Source organism: Fusibacter fontis (genome assembly GCF_055378735.1).
Genome location: NZ_AP042445.1, coordinates 1,489,147 through 1,506,548, shown reverse-complemented (window position 1 = coordinate 1,506,548; position 17,402 = coordinate 1,489,147). Strand labels below are relative to the sequence as shown.

The window sequence follows — 17,402 nt, the reverse complement described above, 5'->3', positions numbered from 1 at the left end:
TATAAAAGAATAAATACATGAATAAATAAATTGATAAATAAATTGATAGATAAATGAACATGAGGTGGGAGGTTAAAGTGAATTTTATCATTATTTCTGGACAATCTGGCGCAGGTAAAAGTCAAGCAAAAAAAGTCTTTGAAGATTTAGGGTATTATTGTATTGATAATTTGCCGCCTTCTTTAATCCCAAATTTTTTAGAGTTATTAGAACAAAACTCAGAAAATATCACGAATGTTGCTTTGGTAATCGATATTCGTGGTGGAAAGTTCTTTAAAGATTTGGAATATCATTTACAAATGCTCCAAAGCAAAGGATATCCTTATCGCGTCTTCTATTTTGAAGCAGATGATGACGTCATTTTAAAACGATTCAAGGAGACGAGAAGAACGCATCCTCTTGATCCAAGTGGTAGGATTGAAGATGCCATTCGCGCTGAAAAAGACATATTATCCATTTTGAAAAATCAAGCTGACTTCGTCATTAATACCAACACAACCACACAAACAGAGTTGAAAAATAAAATCACAACAGCCTTAGATTTATCAGAAACGCAGAATCCTATGACGATTACATTTCTATCTTTCGGATATAAACGCGGTATTCCTATGGACTCAGATTTTATTTTTGATGCGCGTTTTTTACCGAATCCCTATTATGTAGAATCACTTCGCCCACTGACTGGAAATCAACGCGAGGTAAGTGATTATGTGATGTCTTTTGATGAAAGTCGAGCTTATTTTGATCACTTGACGCATTTTCTAGACCATGTATTACAGGCAATGGCACAAGATGGACGTCCACAACTCATTGTTTCTATAGGGTGTACAGGTGGACAGCACCGCTCTGTAACATTTGCCAATGCACTCGCTCAGCATTATGCGGTTAAAGGCTATTCGGTTCGCGCTGTTCACAGAGATGCAGTTAAGGAAGGTTGATTATGGCAGAAATTGTTGCACTTGGTGGCGGTACAGGGTTGTCGATTTTGCTGAGGGGATTAAAAGAAGTGTCTCCCAATATTACAGCAGTTGTTACGGTAGCAGATGATGGCGGTGGGTCAGGCGTTTTGCGTGAAGACTTGGGAATGCTACCTCCTGGAGATGTGAGAAACTGTATTTTAGCACTTGCAAATAAAGAACCTATATTACAGGACTTATTCCATTATCGATTTGAAGAGGGGCGTCTAAAGGGACAAAATTTTGGGAATCTCATGATTGCAGCAATGGTGGGGATCTCAGAAAGTTTTGAAGAAGCCATTAAAAAAATATCAGATATATTTGCAATAACAGGTGAAGTGTTTCCCGTCTCTGAAGAAGATTTGGTGCTCTATGCAAAATTAAATGATGGCAAAACAGTTGTTGGAGAGTCCAATATACCACATGAAGCGCTTAAGCGAAAGTCTGCCATTCACGAGATATGGATTGAACCAAAAGATGCGAAAACACACCCGCTTGTGATAGAACGCATTCGCAATGCGGATGTGATTGTTTTGGGCCCGGGAAGCCTTTACACGAGTATTATTCCCAATTTATTAGTAGAAGATATAACGCAAGCCATCAACCAGAGTCATGCAAGTGTTTTCTATGTGGCCAATATTATGACTCAACCTGGCGAGACCGATGGTTTTTCAGCGGGAGATCATTTAGAAGCGCTTTTGAAACACACACCGCTGAAAAAACTGGACTATCTTGTTGCAAATACTGGGAAAATTGAACGCTCAGTGATTCAAAGATACTCACTAGAGTCTTCAAAACCAGTCATTTTAACGGATCAGGATCGCAAGCAACTCAAGGCAATGAATATACAAATCATCGAAGGGGATTTTGTGGACGAAAAAAAAGGTTATATTCGTCACAATGCGCCACTGATTAGCAAAGAGCTCATCAAACGTGTTGAAAAAGTATACCATCCTGAAAAGTAATGAAGAATCAAACCAGACCATGATGTTGTGATGCAAAGGGAGAATTCATATGACAAAACGCGTTGTTTTGCAGATGAAAAGCATCACATTTTGAGGAACTGGTTTTTTTTTAAGACGTGTGAAATATGGCACAATATCGATGTTAAGATGCCATTTTTAGAGGATTTATGGTATACTACTATATATGAATTTTGGTCAAAAAGGTGAATCGCATGAAAATGATTTACAGTTCTGGTGGCGTTGTCTACATGAAAAATAGCATATTAATGCTACAAAAGCTCAATGGTGATTGGGTTCTGCCTAAAGGTCGGATTGAAGCCTGTGAAACACATGAACAGACTGCTGTGCGAGAAGTCAGAGAAGAGGCTGGCATTAAATCCATCGCTGTAGCGCCAATAGGTGAAACTGCTTATAAATTTAAAAATCTTTGGTCCAATAATCACGTCGTTGAAAAACGCGTTTATTGGTTTTTGATGAAAGCGATCAACACCAATCCGCATCCACAAAGAAATGAAGGATTTGTCAGTGCGAAATTCATTCATAAAGATAGCGTATTAAATTTAGCAAAATTTGACGACGAGCGTGAAATCTTAACAAGAGCGCTTGCGATATTAAATACATTTGAAGGTGAATAATGTCTTTTTCAGCAAAATCGAAAAACGAACTTGCACGTATAAAAACTGAAGGAAAATGCTGTAACCGTGCTGAATTATCGGGAATGATTCGAGTGAGTGGCGCACTTGAGTTTGGCGGAAGAAATTCGATGAATTTAAGAATTACAACTGAAAATCCAGCTGTTGCAAGATTGGTATTTTTTCTACTGAAGAAAATATACAATTTGCATACGGAACTCATCATGAAAGAGAGTAAAATTCTCAATAAGCACCATACTTATGAAATGTTCATAGAAGGTGCAAATGACATATTAACGGATTTAGGGATTCTTAAGCAAGACGAAGATGCCTATTACTTAAACGACGATTTACCAGAGGAAATTCTCAAGAAAAATTGTTGTAAAAAGGCTTATTTAAGAGGCCTTTATCTAGGTGGTGGATCGTTAAGCGCGCCAGAAAAGAGCTATCATCTCGAATTGATTCTGCACAATGAATACTATGCCAACCAATTGGTGGATTTTGTCAATGACCTTTATGATTTAGGTGCTAAAATCACAACGCGCAAGAAAAACTATATTTTATATATCAAGGAAAGTGAAAAGATCGTAGACTTTTTAAATATTATTGGGGCACATCAAACACTTCTTGAATATGAAAATATACGAATTATTAAACAAATGAGAAATGATGTCAACCGTGTGGTAAATTGTGAAACTGCGAATATGATGAAGACTGCGGATGCGGCTTTTGAGCATATCCACGCTGTTGAAACGATTAAAGAACTCGTTGGAATAGATTATTTAGATGACAAACTAAAAGAAATTGCTGAAGTACGATTAGAAAACCCAGAAGCGACTTTAAAGGAGTTAGGCGATATGCTCAACCCACCTATTGGAAAATCTGGAGTGAATCATCGACTAAAAAAAATCATGGAAATCGCAGAACACGTTCGAGCGAGAAAGGATTCCGTATGAAAAAACTTTTGATTTTAATTCTCATGATGGCATTTTTGACAACAGCCTGTAGTTTGAATCTAAACACGAATCCAGAAGTAAAGAATTGGGAGATGATTGTGGACAGTGCTGAAGAAACTTCAGTCAACTTAGTGGTTCAACATTCCAACCCCTTGACGATTACTTGGCTCGAAGATGTTTTTGTGCCATATGTGTTACAAACATATAAAATACAAGTGAAAATTATCGATCAAAAGTTGTCCAAGACGATGGAAGAACTCAGTTTGGATCAATTAAATGAGGTGGAAATCGGGAAACATGACGTCATATTATTTGAGCGAACTGGATTCAAAGAAGCGTATGAAAAAGGCCTGCTCTATGGACCTTTCAGTGATAAAATGGTGGAGCTTAAAACGAACTCAGACGTACAGTCTTTTGAATTTACAATGCATGAAGGCATTGATGCGAATCATTCGATGGTACCTTATGGAAGACGACAATTGAGCTTTATCTACAATCAAGACGTATTTTATGAAAGACCAGAAGATTTAACCATGTTTTGGGATATTGTTAAAGAGTATAAAGGCCAATTCACATATCCTGATCCAAGGTCGTCATATGAAGGCATGGCATTTATATTGACGGTGATTGGGCAAAATTTTGATTTTGAGCCTTATGTCGCGGGTGAGTTTGATCAAGTAAAATTTCGTGCAGCGATTCAATCCGGCATGCAAGCGCTTAAGGAGATAAAACCGTTCTTAAAAGATCAAGGAAAGAGTTATCCAGCGTCAACACAAGCTTTAGATGATTTATTTATCAATGGCGCGCTGATGATGTCCATGTCAATGGATTACAATTATGCCACCTCAAAGTTAAAGGAATATGAATATCCTGAAGGTGCATCGACCTTCGTTTTACCAACGGGTGTGGCGACTTTTACAGAAGTTGCGAGTATCGCGTATAATGCGCCTAACAAAGCAGGTGCTATGGTAGTGATTCAAGCGCTTTTATCGCCTGAGATGCAAGCGAGCAAATACAATCCAAAGGAATGGGGTAGTTTGACGGTTTTTGATACAGAAGTGGCACCGGATGCTTCCGTGCTGCCGTTTAAGAGCGTTAAACTTAAATCCTCAACGGTTAACTATAAAGAATTTATGGAAGCCGCAATGACGGAGTTTACGCCGGAGATGCGCGCGATTATTTTAGACGAATGGATCAAGCAAGTACTCAATGGAAATTAATGTTGTTTTAGGGACAATGATCAAGGAGAGATGATGGAACCGGGTAAATTTGTGCACTTACATTTACATACGGAATATAGTCTGCTCGATGGATTTACAAAAATTGACCAACTTTTTGAAAAAGTGAAGAAGCAAGGAATGGATGCCGTGGCTATTACAGACCACGGCGTCATGTTTGGTGTGGTTGATTTTTATAAAGCTGCGAAAAAAGCAGGCGTTCAACCAATTATCGGTTGTGAAGTCTATGTAGCACCACATTCACGTTTTGATCGTGAGGGCATACAAGATAAACAATCCGGTCATTTGGTGCTGCTTGTAAAAAATGAAACGGGTTATCAGAATCTGATTAAGTTGGTATCCGCCGGATTTGTTGAAGGTTTTTACTATAAACCGCGAATTGATTATGCGCTTTTAAAGGCCCATTCTGAAGGCCTCATCTGTTTAAGTGCATGCCTTGGTGGTGATATTCAAAGAGCGTTACTAGATGGTGATATTGAAAGTGCAACACAATTAGCGTTGCAGTTAAAAGAAACATTCAATGATGATTTTTATCTAGAATTACAAGACCATCATTTACAAGAACAAAAAATCGTCAATAGACGTCTAGTCGACTTGTCAAAACAATTAGATATTCCTCTTGTCGCAACTAATGATGTGCATTATGTAAACAAAGACGATGCTTATGCACATGACATTTTATTGTGTATCCAGACGGGAAAAGTGCTGTCGGATCGAGAACGCATGAAGTTTCCAACAAAAGAGTTCTATTTAAAAAGCCCAGATGAAATGTATGAACTATTTAAATCACGACCAGATGCGCTGGAAAATACCGTCAAGATTGCAGATAAATGCCATTTTGACTTTGACTTTTCTAAGACCCATTTACCCGAGTATGACTTAGGTCATCAAGACAGCTATCAAACCCTTCAGGCACTATGTGAAGCGGGCATGAAAGCGAAATACGAAGATCCGAGCTTACATCAGTCCAGGTTGCAATATGAACTCGAAGTGATTCATCAGATGGGATATGACGATTATTTCTTGATTGTTTGGGATTTTATACGATACGCAAAGAGCAAGCAAATCGAAGTAGGTCCTGGTAGGGGCAGTTGTGGTGGTAGTATTGTAGCCTATGCACTGGATATTACAGATGTCGATCCAATCCGATATGATTTGATATTTGAACGATTTCTCAATCCAGAGCGTGTAACGATGCCCGATATTGATATTGATTTTGAAGATGAACGGCGATCTGAAGTCATCGACTATGTCGTTCAGAAATATGGAAAAGATAAAGTCGCTCAGATTATAACCTTTGGAACGATGGCAGCACGTGCTGCGATTCGCGATGTCGGTCGAGTGATGGATATGCCCTATCAAGAAGTTGACAAGATTGCAAAAGAGATTCCGACAGAACTCGGCATGACACTAGATAAAGCGCTTCGAATGAATCCGAAGCTTACCGAGATGATGGAAAATTCTGCTGAAGCCCGTGCGTTAATCGAGTCTGCAAAAAAACTTGAAGGTGTACCTCGACATGCGTCAACTCATGCTGCCGGTGTCGTAATTGCGAAAAACCCTGTAGACTCCTACGTGCCTTTATATGTACAGGATGGAAATATTTCCACTCAATTTAATATGCTGCTTCTTGAAGAACTTGGTTTGTTAAAAATGGATTTTTTGGGTCTAAGGACATTGACAGTTCTCAAAAATGCAGTACAATTAATTGAAGAGGGACAAAATATACGAATTGATTTGAAAAATATCCCACAAAATGATCCCAAAGTGTACGAGATGATTAGTCGAGGAGATACTTTAGGGTTATTTCAACTTGAATCCACAGGATTTAGGCGGTTTATGCGTGACCTAAAGCCGACGGGATTTGAAGATATCATCGCTGGAATATCGTTATATCGACCAGGTCCGATGGAATCGATTCCGATGTATATTCGAAATAAGTATGACCCTTCACAAGTGGTTTATAAAGATGAGAAACTGAAACCTATTTTGGAAGTGACGTATGGCTGCATGGTTTATCAAGAACAAGTCATGCGCATCGTAAGGGAACTCGCTGGATACAGTTATGGTAGAAGTGATATCGTCAGACGTGCAATGAGCAAGAAAAAAATGGATGTGATGCAAAAAGAACGCATTTATTTTATCGAAGGTAAGTATGATTCTCAGGGGAATATCGAACTCCCAGGTTGTGTTCGAAATGGCGTTCCTGCAGCAGTTGCGAATCAAATTTTCGATGAAATGATCGATTTTGCCAAATATGCATTTAACAAATCTCATGCAGCTGGATATGCGATTATTGCCTATCAGACAGCTTATTTGAAATGTCATTATCCCGTTGAATTTATGGCGGCGCTTATGACGAGTGTGATGGGCAGTCAATCGAAGTTAGCGCTTTATATTCAAGATTGCAAAGATCACGGGATCAAAATACTTCCGCCAAGCGTGATTTCGAGCAAATTAGGATTTTCAGTAGAAAGTGGTGCCATTCGTTATGGATTAGGCGCAGTTAAGAATGTTGGAAAAGGCGTTATCGAAGCGATTGTCAAGGCAAGAAAAGACAAGGGATTTAAAGGATTCTTTGATTTTTGCGAATCGGTAGAGGCAGATGAGCTCAATAAAAAAGCCATAGAAAGCCTCATCAAAGCAGGCGCTTTTGACGATTTGGGACATTATCGTTCACAATTACTTGCAATTTATGAGAGAACAATCGACGGGATTCATACGGTGAAGAGAAAGACCGTAACGGGACAATTTTCTATTTTTAACATGGAAAATACGACGATTACATCTGAAGAGATGGGCCATAAAATGCCGGCGATTCCAGAACTCAGAGCGCAAACATTATTGCAGTTTGAAAAGGAAATGTTGGGTATATATTTGACGGGACATCCGCTTGATCCGTATAAAGAAAGACTTGAATCCATTGTCACAATGAATCTTGCAGAACTAAAGGAAAGTGCCACCGAAGAGAGTGTAACTGTAAAAGATAATATGAGTATGGTATTAGGTGGACTCATTGTTGCAAAAGTAGATAAAATTACAAAGTCCAATAGCAAGATGGTCTTTTTGACAATTGAAGATTTATATGATCAATTAGAAGTGATTGTTTTTCCAAAGGTATTTGATAAATTTCAAAACATGCTTCAAATTGAACAAGCAGTGGTGATTTCCGGAAGAATTCAATTAAAAGAAGACGAAGCACCCAAATTGATTGCAGATAATATCAAGGCGTTGTCAGATCCTCAAATGCCGACTTCACCTAACAAAAGCGGCGTATCAAAATTATTTATTCGTCTTGAAACAGAAGACAAAAGTCAAATGGAAACTATTTTAAAAGTACTCAAAATGCATGAACAGAGTTATCAAAATAAAGGGAATCCATCTGATGTCATCTTTTTTATACAATCCTCAGAAAAAAAATTAAAAGCAAACTGTCAGATCAGTGTGACACCCGAGTTAATACGTAAGTTGGAACAAATAGTGGGTACAGAGAATGTTAAGTTGAAATAGGAGTGATTGATGGTGAAAAAAATTGGGATATTAACAAGCGGTGGCGATGCACCTGGTATGAATGCAGCCATTAGAGCAGTTGTTCGTACAGCTATTTACAATGGCTTTGAAGTCGCTGGAATTTACAGAGGATACCAAGGTTTATTGGAAGGCGATATTGAGACGCTTAAAGTGACATCTGTTGGTGATATCATCCATCGTGGCGGCACGATGCTTAGAACGGCAAGATGCCTAGAGTTTAAAACAGACGAAGGATTTGCTAAAGGTCTTGCGATGTTAAAAATGTTTAAAATCGACAGCTTAGTTGTCATCGGTGGAGATGGGTCGTTTAATGGCGCAAAACGCTTAAATGACGCAGGATTCCCGACAATAGGTATTCCAGGTACAATTGATAATGACTTAGCATATACGGACTATACAATAGGATTTGATACGGCATTAAGCACAGTTGTAAATGCCATTGGCAACATTCGCGACACGTCTTCATCACATGGAACGGTGAACATCATCGAAGTTATGGGAAGAGATTGTGGTGATATCGCATTATATGGCGGTCTCGCTGGCGGTGCAGAAGCCGTGATTATTCCAGAGCTTGATACGGATATTGATGAACTCTGCCAGACGATTTTAAAAGGGAAAAAGCGCGGAAAACTTCACAGCATCATTTTGCTTGCAGAAGGCGTGGGCAAACCTTATGAAATCGCTGAACAGATCAAACAAAAAACCAGCTCAGATGTGAAAGTCAGCGTTATTGGATATTTACAACGCGGCGGAACACCTACACCAAATGACCGAATTCTCGCATCGCGTATGGGTGCATATGCCGTTGAACTTTTAAAAGAGGGAAAATCCGGTTGTGCAGTTGGAATTAGAGGCAATCAAATGATTGATATGCCACTGTCTGAAGTTTTAGCAATGAAGAAAGATTATGACAAGAGTATTTACGAATTGGCCAGAGTACTGGCAATTTAATAAATAAATGGATTGAATTGGAATGATAATTAGGAGGCAATACGTATGTTAAGAAAAACAAAAATCGTTTGTACGGTAGGTCCTGCAAGCGAACCAAAAGAAGTATTCAAAGAGTTAGTAAAAAGCGGTTTAAATGTTGCGAGATTGAATTTCTCACACGGAAGCCACGAAGAGCATTTAGGTAGAATTAACATGATTAAAGAAGTGAGAAATGAACTTCAAATGCCTGTTGCGATTTTACTTGATACAAAAGGTCCTGAAATTAGAACGGGTAAATTTAAAGAGCCTGTATACACTTTAATCGAAGGTCAAGAGTTTACATTGACAGTTGAAGAGTATTTAGGGGATCAAAATAAGTGTCAAATTTCATATGTAGGATTACCAAATGATGTTGTAAAAGGCGATAAAATTCTTATTGATGACGGTTTAATTGAGCTTGAAGTTCTTAGTACGACTGCAACAGAAATCAAAACAAAAGTTTTGAACGCTGGTGATGTTAAAAATAACAAAGGCATCAACGTTCCAGGCGTAAAAATTAATTTACCTGCAATTACACAAAAAGACATTGATGATATCAAATTTGGTATTGAAAATGGCATTGATTTCATCGCAGCATCATTTATTAGAAAAGCAAGCGACGTTCTTGAAATCAGAAAAGTATTAGAAGAAAATAATTCTCACGAAATCCACATTATTTCTAAAATTGAAAACCAAGAAGGCGTTGACAATTTAGAAGAAATTCTTGAAGTTTCTGATGGATTGATGGTTGCTCGTGGTGACTTAGGAGTTGAAATTCCAACTGAATTAGTGCCAATCGTTCAAAAGAAAATGATTGAAATGTGTAATAGAGAAGGCAAACCAGTTATTACTGCAACTCAAATGTTAGATTCTATGATGAGAAATCCTAGACCTACTCGAGCAGAAGCGACTGACGTTGCAAATGCAATCTACGATGGTACAGATGCGGTGATGCTTTCTGGAGAAACTGCTGCTGGTAAATACCCACTTGAATCTGTAAGAACAATGGCGAAAATCGCTTTAGCTGCAGAACAAGCATTAAACTACAAAGAATTATTAGAAAAAAGAGTACAACTTTCAAATGAGAAAGGCGTTACTTCTGCAGTAAGCCATGCAACTGCTAATTCAGCTTTAGAACTTGAAGCAACTGCAATTATCACAGCGACTTCTTCAGGCTTTACAGCTAAACGCGTTTCTAAACTTCGTCCTAAAGCACCAGTGATCGCATGTACGATTAACGAAGCTTCTTGTAGAAGATTGGCACTTGTATGGGGCGTATTCCCAATCGTTATCGGAGAAGCAACTTTAACAGATACAATCTTCGAAATGTCTCTTGATTCAGCTAGAGCAAAAGGCTACATCAAAGATGGTGACTTAGTTGTTATTACTGCAGGTGTTCCCGTAGGCGTATCTGGCGCAACAAACATCATGAAAATTCAATTAGTAGGTGAAGTTCTTATTAAAGGAACTGGCTTAGTAAAAGACTTTTTAAGAGGAAAAGCTTGCGTGGGTAGCACACCAGAAGAATTAGAAGGCAAATTTAAAGAAGGCGACATTTTAGTTGCAACTTCAACAGATAAAGATTTGATGCCATTTATCGAAAAAGCATCTGGTTTAATCGTCGAAGAAGGTGGTTATACATCACATGGCGCAATTGTTGCATTGAATCTTAAAAAACCATGTGTTGTTGGCGCAAATAATGCGACAAACTTGTTAAAAGATGGAACCGATATTACCCTTGATTCAGGAAAAGGAATCGTTTATGCTGGAAAAGGTAGAGTACTCTAGTTTTTAAGCATAATAAGGAGGTCATATGGTATTCAGAGAACTTGGTAAGACGGGACTAAAAGTTGTACCAATAGGTTTTGGTGGTATTCCAATTCAGCGATTAAATCAAGAATTGGTGACAGAGCTCGTGGATGAAATGATTCGTGAAGGGGTCAATTTTATTGACACAGCACGTGCCTATACGACGAGTGAACACATGTTAGGACATGCTCTAGCAGGCGGTAAACGCGAGAAATTTATTTTGGCAACGAAGTCCATGTCGAGAGATTATGAGTCGATGAAGCGCGATATTGAACTGAGTCTTACGGAATTACAGACGCAATACATTGATATATATCAGTGTCATCTAGTAAAAGATTTAGAACAGTATCAACAAATTATGTCTGAAAATGGTGCGTATAAAGCGCTACTTGAAGCGAAAGCAGAAGGAAAAATAGGACATATTGGAATTACAGCGCATAGTGCAGATTTCTTAAAACAAGTCATTTATGAAATGCCATTTGAGACTTTACAGTTTCCATACAATCTTGTAGAGAAGCAAGGAGAACCACTATTTGAGATGGCACATCAACGAGGCATCGGGGTCATTGTCATGAAACCGATCGCAGGTGGTGCCATCCGAAATGGTGCGTTGAGTTTAAAATATATTCTTCAAAATCAACATGTTTCTGTGGCAATTCCAGGCATGGATGCAATTGATCAGGTTGCAAAAAATCGTCAAGTTCTTGAGTCAGATGGATCATTTTCTGAAGAGGAAATGAAGGAACTGAAGGAGATTGTAGATGAATTAGGCGAGGCATTTTGCAGAAGATGCGGTTATTGTCTACCTTGTCCGCAAGGAATTGATATTCCTTCTCAGTTTTTAATTGAAGGCTATTTGACACGTTACAATTTAGCAGATTGGGCGATGATTCGATACAATGGTTTGGCTGTTAAAGCAGATGCGTGCGTTTCTTGTGGTATTTGTGAAACGAAGTGTCCTTATAATTTGCCGATTCGAAAAATGCTCAGAAATGTTGTGACACAGTTTAGTTCTTATGAAGCGACGTTGAAGGAATAAAAGAGGTCAAAAAAAGAAGAAGGGCAGGTTGCGGTGAGTGCAATCTGCCTTTTAAGCACTTTGATTAAATTTTGCCTGACGAAAACCGTCATGAGAAATTGTGCTTATTTGTGAAGAGTGGTGGAGCATATATTGTTGCTTAATTGTATTATATGTAATATATCACAAAAATGATATGACATATGTCATGTTTTTGCTATAATTTAGCTAGAAATAACAGAAAAGAACTCAATTTGTTTAGTGAAAGGTTATAAAATGCAAATTCTCAATGCGCCAAAGCGTTTAAAACGCTATATCAACGAAAATCATTTAGATGAAATATTGCCCAAAGCTACTTTAGATGCATGCGAGCTTTGCATGTACAATCGAGATGAACCTGTTTTAATTGCAAACACTCAAATGCCATACTTCTATTTTTTTGTCTCTGGGAAATTGAAAATTTTTCAAATTCATGAAAATGGAAAGGCATTTCTTATTCAATTTTATAGTGAGTTTGATACCTTAGGGGAAATTGAACTTTTAAACGGAATCGAGGCCACTTGTTCAGTCAATGCAGTGAATAGTTCTGAACTCATTCGCATTCCCATGGAGACGTTAAAAAATCAGGTTATGGACTATGCGCCATTTCTCAGACAAATCTCTCGATCATTGGCAAAAAAATTGCTCGTAGCAGACCGTCATCACTCATCCAATTTGCTTTACCCCGTAAAAAATCGATTGGCAAGTTATTTGAGGGCGCATGTGAACGAACAAAATGAAGTTGTTTTAAAAGAGTCTTTACAAGATGTTTCAGAGTATATTGGTACTACCTATCGACAGCTTCACAGGGCGTTCCAGCAACTTGAGAAAGCGGGCATTATTACGAAAGAACATAAGACCATAAAAATCTGCAATCTCGTAAAATTAGAGCAGATTGCGGGTAATATCTATAGTTAATCATAAAAGCATCATGTGAGCATTGTATAAGCATCAAATAAGCATCGTCAAATCCATTTCTATCGAGCCTAAAAACGCCTAGCACAGGATGCGTGCTAGGCGTTTGTTTTGCTTAAAACAGATATGATATGAGTCTATGGTTCTAAATTATAGTATCGATCTGGTGACAATGGCGTTGTAAAATCAAAATCAGCAGATTTCCACGGCGTACCATTGACGAGGATCGTCAATGTTTCTACTTCTGGTAAGCTCGTAAACGTATAGAGCAGACTCGATATCATGAGTTTTTCATATTCAGGATACGCTTTCAGTACGGTGAGTGCTTGACTGGATAATGTGATTGTCAGATGTGTTCCTTCTAACTGATGTCCGTCTAACGTCACTTCCGCAGGGACTGTCGGAATCATGTCTTGATTGAACAATTCCGTTTCAGAGTTCAATTTCAGTAAATTCCACGCTTCATTAACGCGGTCTTCAAATGAGCTGCTTTTTAAGGCGATCGGCAATAAAAACAAATGAGTGGTTTCATGGCTATATCCAATGAATCCAGAATTAATTGCACTATCGGTATATGTTTTACTTAAATCAACGCCCATAACACTTCCGGTTTGTTTGTTGTCCACGATAAAGTGAACCCCTTCAAGGACATCAAATGCCATATAAGTTTTGGTAATCGCTTTTGCAGAAAGCGGGAACTTATCTTCGAATCCCGTTAAATTTTTTGAATACATATAAATGTTCGCTTGATTTTTGCTGATTTTAATATTTGGAGAACTTGGAATATAAGGTGCGGTCTCGTAAAGTCCCAACCCTTTTTTAGGGCCATTATATAAAGCTGTGTACAATGTTCTAAAACGATTTTTTGAAAGATCTACAAAGCGTGTAACTGGAATAACTTCTTGGTAGTTATGATTTGGAAAATAAAGTGTTAATGCCAATTTATTCGTCGGTACTTGTTTGGCTGTTTTTAACAAAACCTTATCATACGACAGGTTGCTGGCATGCCACCAATAATCCAGCACTTCATCTTCAGATTTAAGTGCAAAAGTATAGTAGCCAGGATTGAGTCCTTCTAAAAGACTCAACTTATCAATTTCAATGGATTTTGTTTGTGCATCCCCATCCACGATTTCATATTTAACTTCGGTACACAATTTTGTCGCGACAACGGTATTGTTTTTAATCACTTCTATTTTAATCGAGTCTAAAAAGGTATCTGGAAAAACAGAAGTGGTGCTTTCGACTTCAAAAACCATTTTGGATTGATCCATTGAGTCCGAAGTTTCTGGCAAAACAATGGTCAATTCAGGGTCTATCTTAATTTCTTCAACGGGCTTATCGACTATTTTTTGCGATAAATTCAAATTGAGAATATCAGTTGTCAAAGGTAGGGCTGTCGCTAAGACGAAAATAATGACGATAAAAAGTATATTGGGTAACGTTCTGTGCACGTCCACACCTCCTTTTGAATCATTTACTATATTATTATATGATATTTTATAATTAAAGCCAATAAATAGTTCATTCTTCTCGTTATTGTAAGAAGTTTTTGATACAATAAACAGGTAAGTTAAAAAGGAGTTTAGATATGAAAAGAAAAGTATACGCATTTATTGTTGGAACACTGCTGATTCCGATGTTGATTCTTCAAAGTATATCGCCATTTTCTTATTGCATCCCAACAGATGAAAACGCTGAAAACGTATTGACATCCATTAGTGAAAATGAAAAGAAGGTCATTCAAGAATTATTTGTGTTGTCATCGGATATTGAACTTTTAAATACAGAAGCGGAAAAACTAAAAGGCGAAATCATCCAAATTAAAAAAGATATTTCTGAAAGTGAAGGAGAGATTGAAGCAGCACAGCTTGCTTATAATGACCTTCAAGAAAATTTGAAAGCCGTTCTCAAAATTGAGCAACGCTCTGGAATTGCATCTAGTGTGGAAATTATACTCAATGCAAAAAATTTGAAAGATCTCATTAGTCGAATCAATCTATTGAGAGATCTGTCAAAAAACGTCGATCAATTGATGCAAGAGACAGAGAAAGCATATGATCAGTTGGTCGTAAAAAAGGATCAGCTCAATACACTTTTAGATAAGAAAACGACAAGTGAAAAAGAATTGTTGGATACGATTCAAGAGAAGACTCAAGCCAAAGAAAAGCTCGAGGCTTATCTAAATAGTCTTGCGACTGAAAAAGCACATTACGAAAGTTATCTTAAATCCATTGAAACTCAGTGGAATTCTTTGAAACCATTATTTAGAACGACAATTGATACTTTCACAAAAATCATTGAGACGGGCGATGTGCCAGCAGACACTGCTGAACTCACCATTTCTCTCACAGGTTCAAAGGGGATAATTCGAGAAAAGAAGTTCAATGCGGTGATGTCGAAACGTGAGGACCTTCCTGAGTTGACGTTTGATTTTAAAAAAAGTGGTGTTCATTTATTGTTTCCAAGCTATGAAGTTGTTTTGTCGGGTAAGTTTGAACTACTCGATCCACAAACGATTCAGTTTACAGTTTCGGGTGGAACCTTCTACGGTTTACCCATGAGCGAAAGTGCCATCAAAGACCTTTTTAGCGAAGGTCAGATTGTCTTTAAACTGAAATCCTTAATCGGTAAAAATAAGATCAAAACTATCACGATGTTTGACGACAGAATTGAGCTTTCTGTGTCAATTAGTCTATTTTGAGGTGAATCACATGATAAAAGCACATGCATGTCAGTTGGTATATAAAGACGGAACAGAAGCGTTAAAAACATTTGATCTGGACATTCAATCGGGTGAAATGATTTTTATCGTAGGTCCAAGTGGGTCTGGAAAAACGAGTTTGTTAAAACTCATCTTGGGCATTGAATATCCTACGAGTGGGACCTTTGAAGTCATTGGACAATCCATTCAAGCCAATCAAGAAAACAATATACGAAAAATGCGGACTCAAATAGGGCCGATTTTTCAAGAATTTCGATTGTTAGAAGGTCGAACAGTACTGGATAATGTCTTATTGGGACTTCGGTTTTTATCTTATTCTCAGTCTGAAATGAAGAAAATTTCTATTGAAGCAATCGAGCGTGTTGGACTTGGCCATAAAATTTACCATACAGTGGATCGCCTTTCTTGGGGGGAATGTCAACGTGTTGCGATTGCAAGAGCGGTTGCGAGAAAACCTCGACTTATCGTCGCTGATGAACCTACGGGAAATCTAGATGAAGCCAATGCAATGAATGTATTAAATTTACTTGAATCATTTAAAACACCTGAAACCAGTGTCTTAATTACGACGCATGCAACACATCTTGTGGACAAAATCAATGCGACTTCAATCTTACGTATGAAGAATGGAGAATTTACTCTAGAAAGGTGCGAGCGACATGTTTAAAGGACTTCGAAATATCCATTACTATTTTAGTGAAATCATCACCATTCTCAAACTCAATGGTCTCTCCAGTTTTTTGTCGTTAATTAGTTTAGTTCTTATTTTCTTTATTACGGCTTTGACTGTATCCGGTTGGTGGATGAGTCATTCATTTTCAGATGCGTTGATGAATCAAGCTGAGATTAGCGTCTACTATCCACAAAATTTAAATAGTTATTCGTTAGAGACTTTAAAAGAAGACATACAAGAAATAGAAGGCGTCAAATCCATCGCGTGGATTAGCGCTGAGGAAGCCTATCAAACGATGTCGGATATTCTGGGACAAGAAGCTAAGATCCTGAAGCAATTTGATGAAAATCCGTTTGAAGCTTATTTTGAAGTCTCGATTGAACTCAATCAATTAGAGCCTGTCATGGGAAAATTATCGCAAGTCGCTTCGATTGAATATGTAAGGGACAATCGTTCGGTACTTGAAAAAATCGATCACATCACACAGATCATAGGGATCATCGGCTTAATTATGATTGTAGCAGTTGGATTTGCAACGTTTTTGATTACCTCTCACATTATTCGAGAAGGTGTACACGCACACCGAAATCAAATCAATACGTTACAGCTTCTTGGTGCACCAGATCGTTTTATTCACACGCCGTTTGTGCTAGAAGGAATTTTAGTAACGACGCTTGCTGGGATGATCTCAGCTGGAGTATTTGCACTCTTTGCGGCACAATTTAGCAAGATGACTGCAGGGATGTTGCCGTTTTTCCCAGCGATGAACACACATCAAGTGATCGAACTCGTGTGTATCGGACTTGTAGGGGCATCAGCAATTCTTGGTTTATTGTCGAGTTTATTTGGACTAAAACTCATTAAAAATAAATAGAAAAATTAAAGCTGAATGTTGAAACGACAAAGTTTACAACATTCAGCTTTTAAATTTAGAGAATAAAATGATTCTATTACATAAAAAATTGCATCATGCGAG

13 protein-coding genes and 1 pseudogene are annotated in these 17,402 nt (G+C 37.9%); 13 read left to right on the top strand and 1 reads right to left on the bottom strand.

Features of this window, described 5'->3' with window-relative positions:
* Positions 1–77 precede the first annotated feature (77 nt).
* The 10 genes and pseudogenes from rapZ to ACZ41W_RS06735 all read left to right on the top strand — a co-directional run bounded on the left by rapZ (position 78) and on the right by ACZ41W_RS06735 (position 13,031).
* Positions 78–938 (top strand): RNase adapter RapZ, encoded by an 861-nt coding sequence (gene rapZ / locus ACZ41W_RS06780; protein WP_464314112.1) that lies wholly within the window; start codon positions 78–80, stop codon positions 936–938.
* A gap of 2 nt (positions 939–940) precedes the next feature.
* Entirely contained in the window at positions 941–1,921 is a 981-nt protein-coding gene (locus tag ACZ41W_RS06775) for a gluconeogenesis factor YvcK family protein (protein WP_464314111.1), read from the top strand.
* A 212-nt stretch (positions 1,922–2,133) separates the two neighbouring features.
* Positions 2,134–2,445, top strand: a pseudogene (locus tag ACZ41W_RS06770) (NUDIX hydrolase); the annotation flags it as partial.
* Positions 2,446–2,555: 110 nt separating this feature from the next.
* Positions 2,556–3,509 carry a DNA-binding protein WhiA gene (whiA, locus tag ACZ41W_RS06765; RefSeq protein WP_464314110.1) on the top strand — a complete coding sequence of 318 codons (954 nt, stop codon included), beginning with the start codon at positions 2,556–2,558 and terminating at the stop codon, positions 3,507–3,509.
* Positions 3,506–4,729: an ABC transporter substrate-binding protein gene (locus tag ACZ41W_RS06760; RefSeq protein WP_464314109.1), complete on the top strand. Its 1,224-nt coding sequence runs from the start codon at positions 3,506–3,508 to the stop codon at positions 4,727–4,729. Before whiA ends, ACZ41W_RS06760 begins: the two co-directional genes overlap by 4 nt.
* A gap of 33 nt (positions 4,730–4,762) precedes the next feature.
* Entirely contained in the window at positions 4,763–8,257 is a 3,495-nt protein-coding gene (locus tag ACZ41W_RS06755; RefSeq protein WP_464314108.1) for a DNA polymerase III subunit alpha, read from the top strand.
* A 12-nt stretch (positions 8,258–8,269) separates the two neighbouring features.
* The gene (gene pfkA, locus ACZ41W_RS06750; protein WP_464314280.1) at positions 8,270–9,229 is read left to right on the top strand and encodes a 6-phosphofructokinase; all 960 of its coding nucleotides are present in this window, start codon (positions 8,270–8,272) and stop codon (positions 9,227–9,229) included.
* 45 nt (positions 9,230–9,274) lie between these two features.
* On the top strand, positions 9,275–11,035 hold the full coding sequence (gene pyk / locus ACZ41W_RS06745; protein ID WP_464314107.1) for a pyruvate kinase: 1,761 nt from the start codon (positions 9,275–9,277) through the stop codon (positions 11,033–11,035).
* 25 nt (positions 11,036–11,060) lie between these two features.
* Positions 11,061–12,095 (top strand): aldo/keto reductase, encoded by a 1,035-nt coding sequence (locus ACZ41W_RS06740; protein ID WP_464314106.1) that lies wholly within the window; start codon positions 11,061–11,063, stop codon positions 12,093–12,095.
* A gap of 255 nt (positions 12,096–12,350) precedes the next feature.
* Positions 12,351–13,031 carry a Crp/Fnr family transcriptional regulator gene (locus ACZ41W_RS06735; RefSeq protein ID WP_464314105.1) on the top strand — a complete coding sequence of 227 codons (681 nt, stop codon included), beginning with the start codon at positions 12,351–12,353 and terminating at the stop codon, positions 13,029–13,031.
* 134 nt (positions 13,032–13,165) lie between these two features.
* Here ACZ41W_RS06735 and ACZ41W_RS06730 read toward each other — a convergent pair whose 3' ends face one another.
* A complete protein-coding gene (locus ACZ41W_RS06730; protein ID WP_464314104.1) occupies positions 13,166–14,482 on the bottom strand; it encodes a GerMN domain-containing protein in 1,317 nt (438 codons plus the stop codon).
* A gap of 137 nt (positions 14,483–14,619) precedes the next feature.
* Here ACZ41W_RS06730 and ACZ41W_RS06725 point away from each other — a divergent pair, with 137 nt between their 5' ends.
* Genes ACZ41W_RS06725 through ACZ41W_RS06715 form a run of 3 tightly spaced genes read left to right on the top strand, consistent with a single transcriptional unit; the run spans position 14,620 to position 17,300 of the window.
* Positions 14,620–15,732 (top strand): coiled-coil domain-containing protein, encoded by a 1,113-nt coding sequence (locus ACZ41W_RS06725; RefSeq protein WP_464314103.1) that lies wholly within the window; start codon positions 14,620–14,622, stop codon positions 15,730–15,732.
* A gap of 10 nt (positions 15,733–15,742) precedes the next feature.
* Positions 15,743–16,420 (top strand): cell division ATP-binding protein FtsE, encoded by a 678-nt coding sequence (locus tag ACZ41W_RS06720; protein WP_464314102.1) that lies wholly within the window; start codon positions 15,743–15,745, stop codon positions 16,418–16,420.
* Positions 16,413–17,300 carry a cell division protein FtsX gene (locus ACZ41W_RS06715; protein WP_464314101.1) on the top strand — a complete coding sequence of 296 codons (888 nt, stop codon included), beginning with the start codon at positions 16,413–16,415 and terminating at the stop codon, positions 17,298–17,300. Before ACZ41W_RS06720 ends, ACZ41W_RS06715 begins: the two co-directional genes overlap by 8 nt.
* The last annotated feature ends 102 nt before the right edge of the window (positions 17,301–17,402 follow it).

Bases quoted from the DNA above. Each gene is read 5' to 3' on its own strand.
- ACZ41W_RS06735 (WP_464314105.1), top strand. From the start codon at position 12,351: ATGCAAATTCTCAATGCGCCAAAGCGTTTAAAACGCTATATCAACGAA.
- ACZ41W_RS06755 (WP_464314108.1), top strand. From the start codon at position 4,763: ATGGAACCGGGTAAATTTGTGCACTTACATTTACATACGGAATATAGT.
- whiA (WP_464314110.1), top strand. From the start codon at position 2,556: ATGTCTTTTTCAGCAAAATCGAAAAACGAACTTGCACGTATAAAAACT.
- ACZ41W_RS06760 (WP_464314109.1), top strand. From the start codon at position 3,506: ATGAAAAAACTTTTGATTTTAATTCTCATGATGGCATTTTTGACAACA.
- pyk (WP_464314107.1), top strand. From the start codon at position 9,275: ATGTTAAGAAAAACAAAAATCGTTTGTACGGTAGGTCCTGCAAGCGAA.
- ACZ41W_RS06725 (WP_464314103.1), top strand. From the start codon at position 14,620: ATGAAAAGAAAAGTATACGCATTTATTGTTGGAACACTGCTGATTCCG.
- ACZ41W_RS06715 (WP_464314101.1), top strand. From the start codon at position 16,413: ATGTTTAAAGGACTTCGAAATATCCATTACTATTTTAGTGAAATCATC.
- ACZ41W_RS06740 (WP_464314106.1), top strand. From the start codon at position 11,061: ATGGTATTCAGAGAACTTGGTAAGACGGGACTAAAAGTTGTACCAATA.
- ACZ41W_RS06775 (WP_464314111.1), top strand. From the start codon at position 941: ATGGCAGAAATTGTTGCACTTGGTGGCGGTACAGGGTTGTCGATTTTG.
- ACZ41W_RS06720 (WP_464314102.1), top strand. From the start codon at position 15,743: ATGATAAAAGCACATGCATGTCAGTTGGTATATAAAGACGGAACAGAA.